Here is a 16,415-nt window from a genome sequence, read left to right as displayed (position 1 = left end):
TGACTATAATGTAAGTATAAAGCCTTTCAATAAAACTGGCAGAGCATAAAGAGAGTCAGCAAACAACAAAAGAAATTTTAACAATCCTGGGTAACAAGGAGATAGGCATGGTCAATGCACCTAATAAAACGATAAGCGCAATTATCAGTAGTGAAAGTGTTTTAGAAAGAGTTATCGCTAAATTAACTGAAAAAACAGTAGCACGTCATGATATTAGTGTACAAGGACCACCCGAAAAAATGGCTGAAAAATATGGCCAACCTTATGTGAAACCCGATAAAATTCAAGAAAGCGCCAGACCACCGAAAAAAGAACATTTTTTAAGGGATGATTTTGGATGGGTCGTAGGATTTTCCTTTGCCATTCCGGTATTTATCTGCGTTACTATCGGTGTCTTTTTAATTGGTGATGTGCGTTCTCCTTCAGACAATCTATTCTATGGCGTTTTAGGAGCCGTTATTGGGGCTGTAGCTGGAGCATTTTTAGCGAAATATATTAGCAAACGTCAACTCAAACAAATAAGACGCCAAGAAAGAAAAGGTGGCTTTGTACTTTGGATTACAGTGACTTCTGACAAACAAATAAAGGAAGCACTGTCTATTTTAGAAGGCTATCATGCTCGTGAAATCACTGTTAGTTAAAAATAAATTTATCAAATTGCATGAGTGTCACAAACGCTATTAATAAAAATAAGCTTGCAGCACTAAGGCGAATCAGAGTCATTGGCAATTTTTCTGCCAGCTTTTCGCCTATAAAAACTGCAGGGACATCAGCCAGCAACATACCCAAGGTTGTTCCCAGAATGATCATAAAAGGGGTGTGATAGTGGGCAGTTAAAGCAATGGTCGCCACCTGGGTTTTATCACCCATTTCCGCTAAAAAAAAACTTACAAACGTAGCTGTAAAAACCCCCACCTTGGACGCTATTTTGGTCTCATTGGTACCGATATCATCAGGAATTAAACTCCAAATAGCCATCGCAATGAAGGAAAGACCCAGTATCCAACGAAGACTTTGAGGACTCAGTGTAGAGGTAATCCATACTCCTATAACACCGGCAAGTCCATGATTAGCTAATGTAGCGAGCAAAATTGCAAGTATAATGGGCAATGGACGCTTAAATCGCGTTGCCAATATAAAAGCAAGCAATTGCGTTTTATCCCCAAATTCAGCAAGTGCAATCAATCCTGCCGAGAAAAATAATGGTTCCAAAATATTCTCCTAACCCTGGTTAATTGAATTAACTATATCCTCAAAGGAACACGGTTAGTTTCTGCCAATTGTACGGCATCTTCTTTTAAATAAAAAAAGCATTGTCTTATATGAGAAAAAGACGCATGCATCGTCGTCTTGGTCATCACTGCTTTTTTGGGGATTTCGATTAAACTACCAAGGCTTTTAGCTTCTTTTGTTAACAAATGATGCAGTTGCGGATGAAGGATTCCTTGCTTTTGTAAATAAACGTCACATGCTTTTTTAAAATTACTTGTATATTCTTGCTTTAAAGCATTTAATTCACTTTGAATGGCTTGTACTTTACCCACTAGCTTTGCAGTTTCAGTTTTAAAAACTGAAAAAAATCGTGCCAAAAAATTAGAAAGTTTTACCCAAAAACCGTTATGCAATTGCAAAAAGCAATCAATTTTTTCATTAAGAGCATAAATTTCCTTAGATATTTCCCGCATCTTATTTGCATAGCTCAGCAGATTTTCATACATTGCGAGACTGTTCATCATCACCTCACTAGAAATTATCATTTGCTCAATGACTTCAGGTGATATTTTAGATTTAATAAATTGCTCATATCGTTCTTTGTCGGCAGGAAATTTTTCAGCCAGAATTTGTAATTCTGTTTCTGTGTCAGCTAGTGTTTTTTTTAATTTCTTTAAAGCTGTTTCAATCAGAAATTTTAACTCACCCTTACATTGACTATCTAACGTGTCGGGAATGACACTAACCACGTAATTCTGCCAATCTTGTGGGACCGTCAAGCGAAACGCTGAGGTAGGCAATGCTGTAACATAACTCACACCATACTGCACCGATGAATAAACTTTTTGCGAACTCGTTGGTTTTTTTAACTGTTCTACTTTTTCCAACAATGCAGTTTTTTCCTCTGAATCAAGACAATTCATTACGTCTTGAAAATATTTATCATTTTCTTCGATTAACTCTAAAAAATATTTCCTTCCGATAACGCGTCGTGCGTTATCCTCCATTAAATCTAACAATGCTTGGGCATTTTGAATTCGCTTTTCAACCTCATGCCTTTTCTTCAGCGTCATACTTACTGCACGAGTATCAGTCACTAACGTCTTAAGCAGAGACACCTTTTCTAACAAAAGATCATAACGCTCAGTTGGATTAGTTGCGGCAATTTTCAAATATTTTTTATCAAAAAATTCTGCCAAATTTTGGGGAATAATAGACTTTTCCTCAAGCAACGTTGATGTATTAATGGCGTTAAATCTCTCTTCTGTTTTTGCAAGCAAGTTATCTATTGCATGGATTAATGAATTTAGATCAACAAATGGTTTTGCTAACTGTTTACTCCAACCACCAAGATTTTTAAGAAAAATCTCTAATACTTTCAAGAGAAGATATAACGTACAACATAGGGATTTAATTTGAAAGACGTCTACTCTATTTTGCGTGTAGTTATCAAGCCAAAGATGGCAGCTTGCAATAAGAGAATTTAATTTCGTTTGTGTATCAACACGACCTTGAATATACAGCCCATCAATATTTTCCATAATGGCATTTAGCAAGACTTGTTCTTCTTCACCCGCACATGCAAAATAATCCTGAATTATAAATTTACAATACACTAGAGCACCAAACTCTCTTTTTCCATAACGATTCAGCGCTATATAGTTAAGAGAAGTAACATGATGGAAATCATTTTTTATATTTTTTAAATCAAGCACTGTTTGCAGATAAGCATCAATATCAAGTACCGTTAGTAATACGGACTCTTCGTTTTTTGCTTTATCAAGGCGCCAATGATAAAAAAGTTCACTGAAATGCTCTCCTCGCTTTGTCACTCTAATTCTCCGCTAATCGTGTTTTCACTTCTCTTTTTGAAAAATTAATTATCTCACAGCAAGAACTTGCCTTAATAGTTTAAAGAGCTCTGATTCAGTATTTACTCATCGCAATTTAGGTTTTTAGAATGAAGGATGTATTAAGGTTATCTAATGCGGAGGGTGAATGCTAATTTACGGACACAGCAAGATAGCAACTGTCTTAATTAATTCAGAGAAGTTGCTACTTGCTATTACAAAAGAGATTATTATTTTTCTCCTCGCTACTCAAGATTATCATCGCCTAGCAAGCCACTCCTACCAACGTCTAGCTTCATCCTTATACTTTTGCCGAAGCCAATCACGAGAAATCCCAGACGAGTCATGACCACCAGAAATATTCTTTAAATCCTCTTTTTTTACGGTTTCCCTAGCTTTATCTTTTGAAGATTTTTTGGAAGACTTTTTCATGATTTTTCCTATAACAAAGAAAGCTCTTTTTAAGCATAGTACAATTTACTCACAAGGCTTACATTTAGTAGGTATGCCTTTCTTAACTGCTCTAAATTTTCGAGTACGATGCGACTCATACGGCTTCTAATATCAATTAAATACATGCTGAGGAAGTAGCAACAACTGAATCCACCACCCACCAGATAGCACTTAATAACAGAAGTAAGATGCAAGTCTTAACTACATCTATTCGTCTTTATTCGCTTCAATCCGTTTGATGAAGGATTTAATACAGCAAGGTAGCAACTGTTTTGAATTTTTTAACTCAGAGACAGTTGCTACCTTGCTCTCATAAAAGGGAGACTATTATTTTCTCTTCGCTATTTAGGCTTATGAATAATGTCGTGTGGTACTTGCTCAACCCTTACCATATGGGTAACGATTATCGTCGTCGTGTCCATAACGATTATCATCGTGGACATCTCCTCCTCGATAACGATTATATGGGTCTTGATGACAACCACCAGAAATATTCTTTAAATCCTCTTTTTTTACGGTTTCCCTAGCTTTATCTTTTGAAGATTTTTTCGAAGACTTTTTCATGATTTTTTCCTATAACAAAGAAAGCTCTTTCTAAGCATAGTACAATTTACTCACAAGGATTTTAATTGATAAGTAATATTTCATAAAACGGAGCTATTCCTTTGCCTAACCTAAATAAATCCTTAGATAATGACTTATTCGTATTCTCAGAAAGGAAAAAGTGGAGGAATCAATGCTACAACAAAATGAGTTAGATAGTAGTCTTGTCGCGGTTCTATTTGCAAAAATGGACGCCTCTTAAGATATTTCAGGCTTCTTAACTGAATAAGCTTGCTCACCACATCTTAATCTGGCCCCTAAAAGAATTCTGTTAGCCGGACAAGAAATACTATCTATGATTTAAAAATAATCTACCTACTCAATAAAGGCAACTTTTAAAGTGTTAATTATTCGCAAAATTATCAATTGGATTAGGAACAAGGGGTAATATTACCTGTTCTAGTTTTGCCAATACCGCTTCAATCTGGATTAATTTCATTGCCTCAATACCATGAACTTTTTCCCCCCAGGCATCCTCGGCATTTCCTTTTTTAAGAATGTTTTTTACCGCTTCTGGATAACAATCCACAGCTAAGTGCCTGAAGGTATAGGGTCCTGAAACTTGTGAATTGGTGACTGCGTGTAAGGCAATGACAGGTGTTCCTACAGCAGCAGCCATGTGAGACGGGCCTGTATCCGGACATAACAAAACATCCGCTTCACTAATAAGTGCTAATAATTGCTTAGGCCTGGTGTTACCTACCAAATCAACACATTGAACCTTTTTTAATATCTCATCGGCTAATTCTCTATCGAGATTTCCAGGCCCTCCAGTCAAAACTACCTGGGCTTGCCAGCGTTGCTGGGCCTCTTTTATGACAGCAATATATCTCTCCACTGGCCAACTTCTTTCACGTTTACTGGCTGCAGGATTCACTAAAAGAACAGGTCCATTGGAAGGCAGATGTTCACGAGCCCATGTAAAATCTTCTTGAGTAATGGGCAAATTCCAGCGTAACTCATGCTGTGTTACTCCTAGCGCAGTAGCAAACTGTAAAAAACCTTCCAAAGTATGGCCATTAGCAGCACTGATGGCTTCATGAATAAACCACTTATGCCCATCTTTAGCGCGATAAAGGTCATAGCCAATTTTTCGCGAGGCACGAATTAATGGATATAAAAGATTAGCCCGAAAACTTGCCTGAGCGGCTAAAAGGACATCAAACGAGCGCCCTTTTAATTGCTTTTTAAATTGCCAATAATCTTTAAGGCTATCGGGTTTATTAATGACAATAAATTCAACCCCATCCATTCCTTCCACTAAATCATAAGCCGGCCGCGAAATGATCCAGGTAATCGCTGCTTTAGGAAAATGGGTTTGTAAGGTACGAATTAAGGGAACCAACATTAGTACATCGCCTAATGCTGATAAACGCACGACACAAATGGAATTAATCATTTTTTAAAACAAAATGGGCACTGCAATAGGGGCAAACTTCAGAGCCAGTTTTTTCAATGGGTAGATAAACTTTTGGATGAGCATTCCATAATTCCATTTCATCGGTTGGACAACTCAAAGGCAAATCACGTTGATGCACAACATAATGTTTCTTGGTGCTTGCTGGTTTTTTTTTGGTTTCAGCCATCATAATCCTCAAAAAACTTATACGGTCTTAAAATTATGAAGCTTATTATCCATGATTTCCTTAACAAGTGCCATGATTTCGCGTTTTGTCGTTGCAGGATTTTGGCAATTAAAAAATAAACTATTGGACCATGAGCGTAACCAGGTTAACTGTCTTTTAGCCAACTGTCTTGTGGCCACGATCCCTTTATAACGCAAGGTGTCATAATTATAATCTCCTGCCAAATAATCAATGACTTGGCGATAACCCACACAACGCATGGAGGGACAAGTAGGAGGTAATTGCCATTTTTGGAGAAGTTGAGCCACTTCCCCTATAAAATCCTGATTTAACATTTTCTCGAATCTTGCAGCAATCTGCTCATGTAGCCAGGCTCTTTGTTCTGGGAACAAGATTAGATTAATGAAACGATACTTTGCTGCCCCTTTCTGCTCTGACCAAAAAAAAGAAAGTGGCTTACCGGTTAGGTGGTAAACTTCTAATGCTCTTTGGATGCGTTGAGTATCATTAGGATGAATTCGTTTGGCTGATAGAGGGTCAACCTGCTCTAGCTGTTGGTGTAAATAAGACCAACCATGTCGCTCGGCTTGCCGCAATAACTCCAGCCGTACTGCTTCATCCGCCTGAGGCAATACGGATAAACCCTGCTGCAGTGCATTAAAATACATCATGGTGCCACCGACTAGCAAAGGGAGCTTGCCACGCTGAAAAATAGCCTCAATTAACTCCACGGTGTCTTCACAAAATTGCGCCGCTGAATAATTTTCAATGGGATCTAAAATATCAATTAAATGATGCGGCGCACGTTTAAGTTCTTCAGGAGTGGGTTTTGCTGTGCCAATATTCATTTCTCGATAAATCATGGCTGAGTCAACACTAATAATTTCAAACGGAAAAGCTTTCACCAGCTCAAAAGCAAGTGCTGTTTTACCTGAAGCAGTTGGCCCCATTAAGCAAACAATTGTCTTAGCCATTTAATAAATCCTTACAAAGTTCTACTGACAATTGTTTTTGCCACACACCACGTTCTTTATTATTCTCATACTGTAAGCGATGCATATAGGCCATCAAGGTTTCTTTTTCTGCCTGTGAGGCACTACTTAATCCAAAAATTTGATGTTGAATCAATAGCTCCATTAGTTCCGATTGTGTAAAAGGGTATGTTTTAAATATAGCATTTAGCAATTGCTTAAAATCCAAATGCGGGAGGGCTATAGGTAAGCTTCTAATAAATAAGGTATTTTCCCCTAAAAGACTCACTTCAATACCCATTTGCTCCAGGTGATTTTTAATTTCAGCAAAATGTTGCACATTAATCTTTTCAAGAATATGACTCACTGGAACCAGCAAAGGCCGACTCTTTAGTGGCAAATTCTCTTTCGTTAAAAACGTTCGTAACCAATGACGTTGTAAATAAGCAACATCAATTAAATGAGGCTCCTCTTGCAAAAACACCAGTGCAAAATGATTATTCAAGTCAATCCATTTATTGTCATAAGTAATTACCTCCTTGATATTACTACCTGTTATTGGTGACGTTGGGTAAGGAGATGGTTCATGAATTTGGCAGGTATCCGAGTAATTTTCAGTTAATAATGCATATTGCTTAGGTGCTTTAGAGTGATTCAAAACACTCTGAATTTGAGTACTAATAAAGTCATGCACAAGCCGTGGCTGTTGGAAGCGAACCTCATGTTTTGTTGGGTGTACATTAACATCCACTTGCCCAGCAGGAATGGTTAAATATAAAAGACAAGAAGGGTAACGCCCTGGATGCAACAAGTTCTCATAGGCTTGTTTAATGGCATGGTTAAGCAATTTATCTTTTACCATCCGTGCATTAATATAAATCCACTGTTTATCATTTTGGCTGCGTTGGTAAGTTTCACTCCCTATCCAGCCCAAAAGTCGCATACCTGCATGCTCAACATCAATATAGTAAGACTGTTCAATGAATGCTTTCCCTAATATTTTACGGATTCGCCCTAATTTGCTTTGATCACAATGAGCTGCGGGCAAACTTACTATTTTTTTCTGATTATGCGATAGATTAATCGTGATGTCTGGTGCACTTAAAGCAAACCGTTTAACAACCATTTCTATTGCTTGAAACTCACTGCGCTCATTTTTCAAAAATTTTTTTCGAACTGGGACATTAAAAAACACATCTCGCACATCCACTGTCGTTCCCTGAGTTCTTGCACAAGGTTCCAGTCGAATGTGCTGGCTATCACTAATCAATTTCATTGCATGAGTTTGGTCTGCCGGTTTAGAACTTATGGTTAAGCGTGAAACAGACGCAATACTGGCTAGAGCCTCTCCACGAAACCCCATACTTAAGATGGCATATAAATCTTCAGGTTGACTGATTTTGCTGGTTGCATGTGGCGCGATGGCCAGTGGCAAGTCATCAGCGACAATACCGGTACCGTTATCACTGATTTTTATCTGGTTTAACCCCCCATAACCAATCTCTATATTAATGAGAGTCGCCTTGGCATCGAAAGAATTTTCCAATAACTCTTTAACAATTGACGCTGGACGTTCAATCACTTCTCCTGCTGCTATTTGATTGGCCAGAGCTGTTGGTAATTGCTTAATTCTCATACAGTAGGAATAACAAGTCGTTGACCGGTTTGTAATTGATTTGCAGACAAATGATTGGCATTTTGTAATGCGGCTACCGAAACATGATATCTGGAAGCAATTTGTGGTAATGATTCACCATGCTGAACTAAATGAATATTACTATTCCCAGCCAGAGCTTCTATTCGTGTTCCATGGGGCGGATAATCCCAAAAATAGCGTTTTAATCCTTCAAAAATGGCTTGAGTTAATCGCTGTTGATAGGCTGGACTTGTCAAATTACGTTCCTCTTGTGGATTAGAAATAAAGCCCGTCTCAATCAAAATTGATGGAATATCTGGTGATTTCAACACCATAAAACGTGCCTGCTCCACTTTACGATTGTGTAAGCGGGTTATTCTATCCAGATTGCGCAACACGCGCTCTCCCATATGAAGACTAGCACCAATGGTTGCCGTTTGAGATAAATCAATAAGAACCGTTCGCACCAAACCACTTTGATCATCCAATTCAGATAAATTAACTCCTCCTAGCTCTGAATAATTTTCCTTCTCTGCAAGCCATCTGGCAGCTTCACTGGTCGCACCAGATTGAGACAAGGCAAATACAGAAGCACCACTTGATTGCTGATTAATAAACGCATCCGCATGAATTGAAATAAAAACATCGGCATTATATTTTCTGGCAATTCTTAACCGTTCGCGCAATTCAATATAATAATCACCATTACGAGTTAACACAGCCTTCATACCAGGTTGTCTATCGATAATTTGTTTCAGTCTTTTTGCTATAGCCAATGTCACATTTTTTTCAGCTGTTTTTCGTGGCCCACTTGCACCGGGATCTTTGCCGCCATGACCAGGATCTAAAACCACGATCACATCACGCAATGTTTTTTTGGGGACATGTTTTACGGGTACTGCCTTTTTTATTATTTTCTGTCCTTTCTGAGACGTAGGAGAAGGTGGATCATAATAATGGGGGACTGGATTATAGTCAGTAGATTTTGAGTTATTTGCCGCAGAAATTTGACCATCTGTTTTTAAATTAAGAGAAAAACTATGCTGATCCGTTGAACGTTGTAATGGCTTTGTTTGCGTCATTACCACTTGATTCACTTCGAAAACTAAACGCAGTGTGCGTGGATTCGGTCTGCCACTACGAATATATCGAATTAATTGGTGCCCCAAATTGATTTGATTCAAATTGACCGCCAGATCCGTCTCTTCAAAATCAATCACCACCCGATTAGGATTGGTAAGCGTAAACACTTTATGAGCAACGGCTTTATCCAGTGTAAAAAGTACAGTCCCATTGTTTCCTTGTGGCTTTACTTCGACAGAAAGTAATTTTGCTGCAGCCATCACCATTGAGCAACTTGTCACTAATAAAAATAAAGCGAAGAGGCGCCTAATCATTCCTTACCTGCAAGTTTAGACAGCAGTTTTTCTCCCACAGGGCTTGCAGCCTTTATTGACAGCAAACGCCCATGACCTTTGATAGCAAAGCTAAAATTCATATCGACCTTATTCAAGAAGTGTCCGGCCTGTTCTGGCCATTCAATACAACATACCGAATCTTCACGAAAATAATCTCTAAACCCAATATACTCTAGCTCAGACTCGTCGTGAATACGATAGAGATCAAAATGATGTAGCTGAAATTTATTGCAGTGATAACTTTCAATCAGGGAAAAGGTTGGACTTTTAATTGCAGTGGTGATTCCTAAAGCCCGCAGCATTGCTCGAATGAAAGTGGTCTTCCCTGCACCGATTTCTCCGCTAAACGTTAAAATCAAAGGTGGCGCTAATTCCTGCGCCAGTTTTGCTGCAAGAAGTTCGCTGCTATATTCATCCGGAAGAGCTACATCAGTTTTAGTCATTCACTCACCATCGTTGATGCAGCATTGACCTGCTGACGTAGATAAGACATTAAATCACTCGCTAAAAGACCACGTTCTCCGTTTGCAATCGCTGCTGTATCCGCTGCTGTAGCATGAAGCCAAACACCTAATTTAGCTGCTTCAGCAAGTGATAATCCCTGAGCAAACAATCCGGCAATGACACCATTTAAAGCATCCCCCATACCAGCACTGGCCATACCCGGATTTCCTGCAGCACATAAATAGATTTCTGACTCATCAGTAGCAACTAAAGTTCCTACACCTTTAAGAATAATATTACCGCCATATTGTCTTTGAATTTCACTAACCGCTGCAAAACGATCTTTCTGAACCTCAGCAGCAGAACAATTTAGCAGGCTGCCGGCCTCACCGGGATGCGGAGTTAAAATCCAATTGTCATCCTGTTGATGATGAGTCGCCAAAATACGTAACGCTGAAGCATCAATCACCATCGGCAGTTGAGAAGTAAGGACTTTAGTAAATAAAGCATGGGCCCATTCATCTTCACCTAATCCTGGACCAATGACACAAATTGTGGCTCGACTTATTAAAGGAGAGAGATCATTTGCTTCTTTTATGCCGTAAATCATCGCCTCAGGCAAAGCAGGTAAGACCTGACTCGCATGCTCCGGACGTGTTGCAATAGTGACAAGTCCTGCTCCAACACGCAATGCAGCGTTTGCCGTAAGAAAAACAGAGCCAGGCATGCCATGTCCGCCACCGATGATAAGTACATGGCCATAATGCCCTTTATGAGAATTTTTTAACCGCGGAACCAGAAGTGTATTGCGTAAGCTTCCATCCAAAACTTGTACAGCAGATTGAGTGGTTGATAAAATGCGATCGAGTCCAAGGCTGTCACAAATGATTTTACCGCAATAATCAGGCCCATCTAGAGTAAATAGTCCCAGCTTGCGAGCAATAAAAGTGACTGTGGTGGTTGCGCGCACACAAACTCCCAGTACAGCGCCGGTATCAGCATTCAATCCTGATGGAATATCAATGGCTAGTACTGGAAGCTTACTATCATTAATCTGATTGATAGCTGCAACTAAAGGACCCTTAACGATACCTTGTAAACCGATACCCAGTAAAGCATCCACAATTAACTCCACCTCACTATCGATGGCTTCCTCTAACGACTGACAGGGAACACCGGCAGCAATAGCAGTTAAAGCGGCATGGCGGGCTGCAGGAGGTAATTCTTCCACTGTTTTATATTGATGAATAACGACTGAATAACCTTTTTCATAAGCTAAGCGTGCTAAAATATAGCCATCACCAGCATTATTTCCACTTCCACAAAATACCGCAATATTGCGAATGTCAGGATAAAGTTTGGTTAATGCAGAAAATGCGCTAAAACCTGCCCGCTCCATTAGTTCATCTTCAGACAAGCCCAAATCTGTCATGGCTGACTGTTCACATAAACGAATCTGCTTGACTTGGTACAAAGAACTCTTGGTAGTAGTCATAGCTTTTTATGCTCCATTCACAATAACCCTTGATAAACTTCATGTACCATTCATTTTCAATTGATTAACTTTAAACGCTATAACTCGAGTTTAAAAAGAAATGGCATTTGAGTCTTATTCTTTTTTTACAAGGGTTAATGCAGGTTTCCGTCCTTTGGTCTCTGAACCTGTGGTAGCTGGTGGAGGTTCATGAGTCTCATCAGGGAACTCCATCCCCTGACCATTTTCCTTGGCATAAATTGCAAGAACTGCTGCGGGGGCAATAAAAATTTGCATGCTATGCCCCGAAAAACGTGCGGTAAAGATAATCCTGTCATTCTCAAGATGTAATCCACGGCATGCTTTAGGCGAAATATTCAATACAATACGGCCATTGTTCACATACTCTTGTGGCACTTGAATCCCAGGAAAATTGGTATTGACTAGAATATAAGGAGTCAAATCATTGTCGACAATCCAATCATAAATAGCACGAATTAAATAAGGCTTATTTGAAGTCATTTTCATTATTAGGCCGCTCTTAATTGCCTCTCAGCTTCTGTCAGGCTTGATTGAAAAGAATCACGCTTGAAAAGACGTTGCATATAAGCTTGTATTCCTTTGGATTTCGTTGGAATTTCTATACCCAATTGCGGCAAACGCCATAACAAAGGAGCCAGTGCACAATCCAATAAGGAAAATTCGTCGCTAAGGAAATAAGGTTTATCTGCAAAAATTGGCTCAAGATTTACCAGACTTTCCAGCAGATAAGCACGGGACTGTTCGACCTCTTGTCCTGCTCTAATATTTTGTAACAAGCAATACCAATCCTGCTCTATACGGTGCATCATCTTACGCGCTTCTGCACGTGCCACCGGATACACCGGCAACAGTGGCGGGTGAGGGAAACGCTCGTCTAAATACTCCATGATTATACGCGCTTCATAGAGAACTAATTCTCTATCCAAAAGAGTAGGAACCGATCCGTAAGGATTAACTGCTAGCAAATCATTCGGCGCTTCGCCTTGTTTGGCATGAAGGATCTCAACATTTACACCTTTTTCAGCCAAAACTATACGTACCTGATGACTATAAATATCATCACTGTCAGAATATAGAGACATAATCGTGCGCTTTGCCACAATAGCCATCAGCAAACTCCTCAATCAATGTTTAATTCATACTTTTAGTATGTCAAAGGGCATTATTTTACCACAAAATTAAATTTATAATGATAAACTCCGATAATTTTCCACGATAACCGCATCTAAAAATTTTGTACCCAAGCGTTGCTTCCTCTTGCCCACTTGCGGGGCTTTATGCCTGAGCGAACCTCACCCAATTTTATACCTCTTTACATACCGTGCATAAACACGTGACCGCAGACATTAATTTATTATTAGCGTTTATCCGTCTCATAAGGCAATTTCGATATTGTCCTAATGGATTTTTTTCCAATAGATTCGTTTAAGCTGGTAAGCAACAACCCAAAAAACGCATAAAAACAGAATGACCATTATTCCCAGTCGATAACGAATTAATTTAACCGGCTCAGCAACATAGGTCAGGAAAGTGACTAAATCTTCAAGCATACTATCAAATTGTCGTAGGGTCATTTCCCCTGACTCCACCAGAACTAAATGCGATACCGGAGAGGTTGCACTTTGACTTTCCCGCACCGCAATTATTCTACCCATTAAAGGTTCTAAAATATTGGGCATTGCAACATCAGGCACTAATAAATTGTTAGTGCCAAAGGGTCTTTTTTTATCCTCATAGAAACTTTTCAAATAAGTATAAATCCATTCAGGACCACGTTCTCTTGCTGTTAACGATAAATCTGGAGGTACAATACCAAACCATTGTCTTGCATCAGTTGGAGGCATACTAATTTGAATAGGATCATGAATTTTGGCAGTAGTAAAAACCAGATTATTGAATAAAAGGTCTTTATCAATTTCTCCGGTAAATGTAGTTAATCCTAAATCTTCTGCCATACGATTGTAACGCATATAACGTAAAGCATGGCAACCAGAGCAATAATTCATAAAGATTTTCGCCCCACGCTGTAATTTCGCCTGATCTCGAACATCAACGTTGACAGGAAGTATTTCAACTGTGGTTGAAGCCTGCACAAACGTAGCAATCACCAATCCAACTACATAAGAGAATAAATGCCTTTTACTCATGCGGATATCCTCTCAGGAACTTGTTTACAATGTTCATAACGCGTATAAATGGGCATAAACAAGAAATATGCAAAATAAATGGTGGTAAAAATTCGCGCCAAAATTTGCTTCACAGGCGTCACAATTACCGTGCCAAGATAGCCCAGCATAATGAAACTAATAATAAACGCCGCCAAGGCAATTCTTGAATATATCCCTTTATAACGCATCGAGCGCACGGGACTTTTATCCAGCCAGGGAATAAAAAATAAAATTACGATGGCTGCCCCCATGGCAATTACTCCCAAAAGCTTATCGGGGATAGCTCTTAACATGGCATAGAATGGTGTTAAATACCACACTGGTGCAATATGCTCAGGTGTCACCATAGGATTTGCTGGTACAAAATTGGCATATTCCAAGAAATAACCGCCCATTTCCGGAATAAAAAAGACAATGGCAAAAAAAATAATGAGAAATACGATAACACCTACAAAATCCTTCACCGTGTAATAGGGATGAAAGGGAATACCATCCAGCGGTTTTCCATTGGCATCCACCTGTTTTTTAATGTCTATCCCTTGAGGATTGTTTGAACCTACTCTATGAAGTGCCACCAAATGTAAGAATACAAGTAATAAAAGCAAGAGAGGGACACCGACAACATGCAATGCGAAAAAGCGTTGTAACGTGGCATTGGCCACATTGAAATCACCACGCAGCCAGGTTGCAACACTTTCACCCACCCAGGGAATAGCGCCAAACAAGGAAGTAATGACTTGTGCTCCCCAAAATGACATTTGTCCCCAAGGTAATAAATAACCAAAAAAAGCTTCCGCCATTAACAACAAGAAAATAGCCATTCCTATAAGCCAAATGAGCTCTCGTGGTTTCTGATAGGAACCATAAAGAAGCCCTCGAAACATGTGTAAATAAATCACAATAAAAAATGCTGAGGCACCCGTTGAATGCATATAGCGCAGCAGCCAACCATAATTTACATCGCGCATAATATACTCAATGGAATTAAAAGCCTGTTCAGCTGTAGGCGTATAGAACATCGTGAGCCATAATCCGGTTACTAATTGATTAACCAGGACTAATAGCGCGAGTGAGCCAAAATAATAATAAAAATTAAAATTTTTCGGCGCATAGTATTCACTTAAATGCTCTCTCCAGGTACTGAGTAAGGGAAAGCGGGCATCTATCCAATTTATCAATCGATTCATCTTGGATTATCCTTGTTTCTTTTCTTCACCAATCACAATGACATGTTCACTTGCAAAATAATAAGGAGGCACCTCTAAATTAATTGGCGCAGGAACCCCTTTAAATACCCTGCCTGCCAAATCAAAAGTAGAGCCATGACATGGACAGTAAAAACCTCCCACCCAATGAGGTCCAAGCTCATTAACATCAGGCATATACTTTGGTGAACAACCCAAGTGAGTACAAATTCCGACTAGAACCAGATATTCAGGATTTATCGAACGATATTGATTTTTGGCATAAACTGGCTGTTGTTCTACTAATGACTCAGGATCGCGGAGTTGATTTTCCGCTCCTTTTAGTGTTTCCAGCATTTCTTTTGTACGTCTTATTATCCACACTGGTTTGCCCCGCCACTCTACTGTAACTTGTTGCCCTGGCTCCAAGGTAGTCAAATCAACTTGTACGGGTGCTCCAGCTGCTTCTGCTTGTGCACTGGGTAACCATGAAGAAATAAAAGGAGTAAGTGCGCAAGCAACACCAACACCGCCTAGGATACCAGTCGTTGTTAGTAAAAATTTACGTCTTTGTTCATCAATTTCTTCTTCTGTCAGCTCATTCTGTTGATTGGGATTATTGTCTTTAATCACCTTTGTATCATCCTGGTTCATCCCTCAGTTCCATTTCCGCTAGCTTACAAGAAAATTAATTCAGTTATAACAAAGAATTAGCCATTTGAAAATGACAGGCTATCTTTTCGATAGAGCAAAACCCTTTTTTGTCTAAAATGTCGGCAAAATGAAATTAGCCTGAGCAAAATAAAGGGGGAATGTATAATTACTTAAGATGACGCTATAAAATGATTTAAATGATGCTCTGCCCTGATTTTTTATTGAAAGGATTATTTTGTGCTGAAATAAAAAACCCCACTATTGTGGGGTTTTGGACTAAACAAATTAGCGTTTTGAATATTGGGTTGCTCGACGAGCTTTGTGCAAACCAAATTTCTTTCTTTCGACACGTCTTGAATCGCGTGTTAGCAAACCACGAGTACGTAACTTTCTGCGAAACGAATTGGGGTCAGGCTCAGCACCCTCAACCAAATCAGATTCATCATAAGCGACCAGTGCGCGAGCGATGCCTAAACGCACAGCACCTGCTTGGCCAGAAATTCCACCACCAATCACAGTGGCGTAAATATCAAATTTACCGATAACGTCAACTGTTTCTAATGGTTGACGCACAATCATACAAGATGTTTCACGACCAAAATATTCTTCCAGAGCGCGATTGTTAATTTTAATTTCGCCTTTACCAGGACGTAAGAAAACTCTAGCCGTTGAACTTTTTCTACGGCCAGTGCCATAGTATTGCTGTCTTTCAGCCATAAT

Annotated in this window: 18 protein-coding genes; 1 reads left to right on the top strand and 17 read right to left on the bottom strand. The window is 39.3% G+C overall.

Going from position 1 to position 16,415, the window contains the following annotated elements; genetic code table 11:
• Positions 1-107: 107 nt before the first annotated feature.
• Complete coding sequence (locus clem_RS02585; RefSeq protein ID WP_094090187.1) at positions 108-641, top strand: AtpZ/AtpI family protein; 534 nt, start codon at positions 108-110, stop codon at positions 639-641.
• Here clem_RS02585 and clem_RS02580 read toward each other — a convergent pair.
• The 17 genes from clem_RS02580 to rpsI all read right to left on the bottom strand — a co-directional run bounded on the left by clem_RS02580 (position 634) and on the right by rpsI (position 16,412).
• Positions 634-1,212: a TMEM165/GDT1 family protein gene (locus clem_RS02580; RefSeq protein WP_094090186.1), complete on the bottom strand. Its 579-nt coding sequence runs from the start codon at positions 1,210-1,212 to the stop codon at positions 634-636. The two genes, clem_RS02585 and clem_RS02580, sit on opposite strands and share 8 nt — an antisense overlap.
• 32 nt (positions 1,213-1,244) lie before the next feature.
• Complete coding sequence (locus clem_RS02575) at positions 1,245-3,044, bottom strand: hypothetical protein (RefSeq protein WP_094090185.1); 1,800 nt, start codon at positions 3,042-3,044, stop codon at positions 1,245-1,247.
• Positions 3,045-3,341: 297 nt separating this feature from the next.
• A complete protein-coding gene (locus clem_RS14745; RefSeq protein WP_157698155.1) occupies positions 3,342-3,494 on the bottom strand; it encodes a hypothetical protein in 153 nt (50 codons plus the stop codon).
• A 399-nt stretch (positions 3,495-3,893) separates the two neighbouring features.
• Positions 3,894-4,079 (bottom strand): hypothetical protein, encoded by a 186-nt coding sequence (locus clem_RS02570; protein WP_094090184.1) that lies wholly within the window; start codon positions 4,077-4,079, stop codon positions 3,894-3,896.
• A gap of 382 nt (positions 4,080-4,461) precedes the next feature.
• The gene (locus clem_RS02565) at positions 4,462-5,517 is read right to left on the bottom strand and encodes a glycosyltransferase family 9 protein (RefSeq protein ID WP_094090183.1); all 1,056 of its coding nucleotides are present in this window, start codon (positions 5,515-5,517) and stop codon (positions 4,462-4,464) included.
• Positions 5,510-5,704 carry a zinc-finger domain-containing protein gene (locus clem_RS02560; protein WP_094090182.1) on the bottom strand — a complete coding sequence of 65 codons (195 nt, stop codon included), beginning with the start codon at positions 5,702-5,704 and terminating at the stop codon, positions 5,510-5,512. The genes clem_RS02565 and clem_RS02560 overlap by 8 nt, the downstream gene beginning before the upstream one ends.
• A 17-nt stretch (positions 5,705-5,721) precedes the next feature.
• Positions 5,722-6,678 (bottom strand): tRNA (adenosine(37)-N6)-dimethylallyltransferase MiaA, encoded by a 957-nt coding sequence (gene miaA, locus clem_RS02555; RefSeq protein ID WP_094090181.1) that lies wholly within the window; start codon positions 6,676-6,678, stop codon positions 5,722-5,724.
• A complete protein-coding gene (mutL, locus tag clem_RS02550; protein ID WP_094090180.1) occupies positions 6,671-8,311 on the bottom strand; it encodes a DNA mismatch repair endonuclease MutL in 1,641 nt (546 codons plus the stop codon). Before mutL ends, miaA begins: the two co-directional genes overlap by 8 nt.
• Positions 8,308-9,708, bottom strand: a complete 1,401-nt coding sequence (locus clem_RS02545) for an N-acetylmuramoyl-L-alanine amidase (protein WP_094090179.1) — start codon at positions 9,706-9,708, stop codon at positions 8,308-8,310. The genes mutL and clem_RS02545 overlap by 4 nt, the downstream gene beginning before the upstream one ends.
• Positions 9,705-10,172 (bottom strand): tRNA (adenosine(37)-N6)-threonylcarbamoyltransferase complex ATPase subunit type 1 TsaE, encoded by a 468-nt coding sequence (tsaE, locus tag clem_RS02540; protein ID WP_094090178.1) that lies wholly within the window; start codon positions 10,170-10,172, stop codon positions 9,705-9,707. The genes clem_RS02545 and tsaE overlap by 4 nt, the downstream gene beginning before the upstream one ends.
• On the bottom strand, positions 10,169-11,668 hold the full coding sequence (locus clem_RS02535) for an NAD(P)H-hydrate dehydratase (RefSeq protein ID WP_094090177.1): 1,500 nt from the start codon (positions 11,666-11,668) through the stop codon (positions 10,169-10,171). The genes tsaE and clem_RS02535 overlap by 4 nt, the downstream gene beginning before the upstream one ends.
• A gap of 114 nt (positions 11,669-11,782) precedes the next feature.
• Positions 11,783-12,175, bottom strand: coding sequence for a ClpXP protease specificity-enhancing factor (locus clem_RS02530; protein WP_094090176.1), 393 nt, complete (start codon positions 12,173-12,175; stop codon positions 11,783-11,785).
• 2 nt (positions 12,176-12,177) lie between these two features.
• Positions 12,178-12,798 carry a stringent starvation protein SspA gene (sspA, locus tag clem_RS02525; protein WP_094090175.1) on the bottom strand — a complete coding sequence of 207 codons (621 nt, stop codon included), beginning with the start codon at positions 12,796-12,798 and terminating at the stop codon, positions 12,178-12,180.
• Positions 12,799-13,086: 288 nt separating this feature from the next.
• Complete coding sequence (locus tag clem_RS02520; RefSeq protein WP_094090174.1) at positions 13,087-13,836, bottom strand: cytochrome c1; 750 nt, start codon at positions 13,834-13,836, stop codon at positions 13,087-13,089.
• Positions 13,833-15,044 carry a cytochrome b gene (locus clem_RS02515; protein WP_094090173.1) on the bottom strand — a complete coding sequence of 404 codons (1,212 nt, stop codon included), beginning with the start codon at positions 15,042-15,044 and terminating at the stop codon, positions 13,833-13,835. Before clem_RS02515 ends, clem_RS02520 begins: the two co-directional genes overlap by 4 nt.
• Before the next feature lie 6 nt (positions 15,045-15,050).
• Complete coding sequence (petA, locus tag clem_RS02510; protein ID WP_094090172.1) at positions 15,051-15,695, bottom strand: ubiquinol-cytochrome c reductase iron-sulfur subunit; 645 nt, start codon at positions 15,693-15,695, stop codon at positions 15,051-15,053.
• Between the two features lie 285 nt (positions 15,696-15,980).
• On the bottom strand, positions 15,981-16,412 hold the full coding sequence (gene rpsI / locus clem_RS02505) for a 30S ribosomal protein S9 (protein WP_094090171.1): 432 nt from the start codon (positions 16,410-16,412) through the stop codon (positions 15,981-15,983).
• Between the last annotated feature and the right edge of the window lie 3 nt (positions 16,413-16,415).

The sequence above is a fragment of the Legionella clemsonensis genome (assembly GCF_002240035.1).
In the GTDB taxonomy this organism is placed as follows: domain Bacteria; phylum Pseudomonadota; class Gammaproteobacteria; order Legionellales; family Legionellaceae; genus Tatlockia; species Tatlockia clemsonensis.
This window is presented reverse-complemented; position numbering and strand designations above follow the sequence as displayed.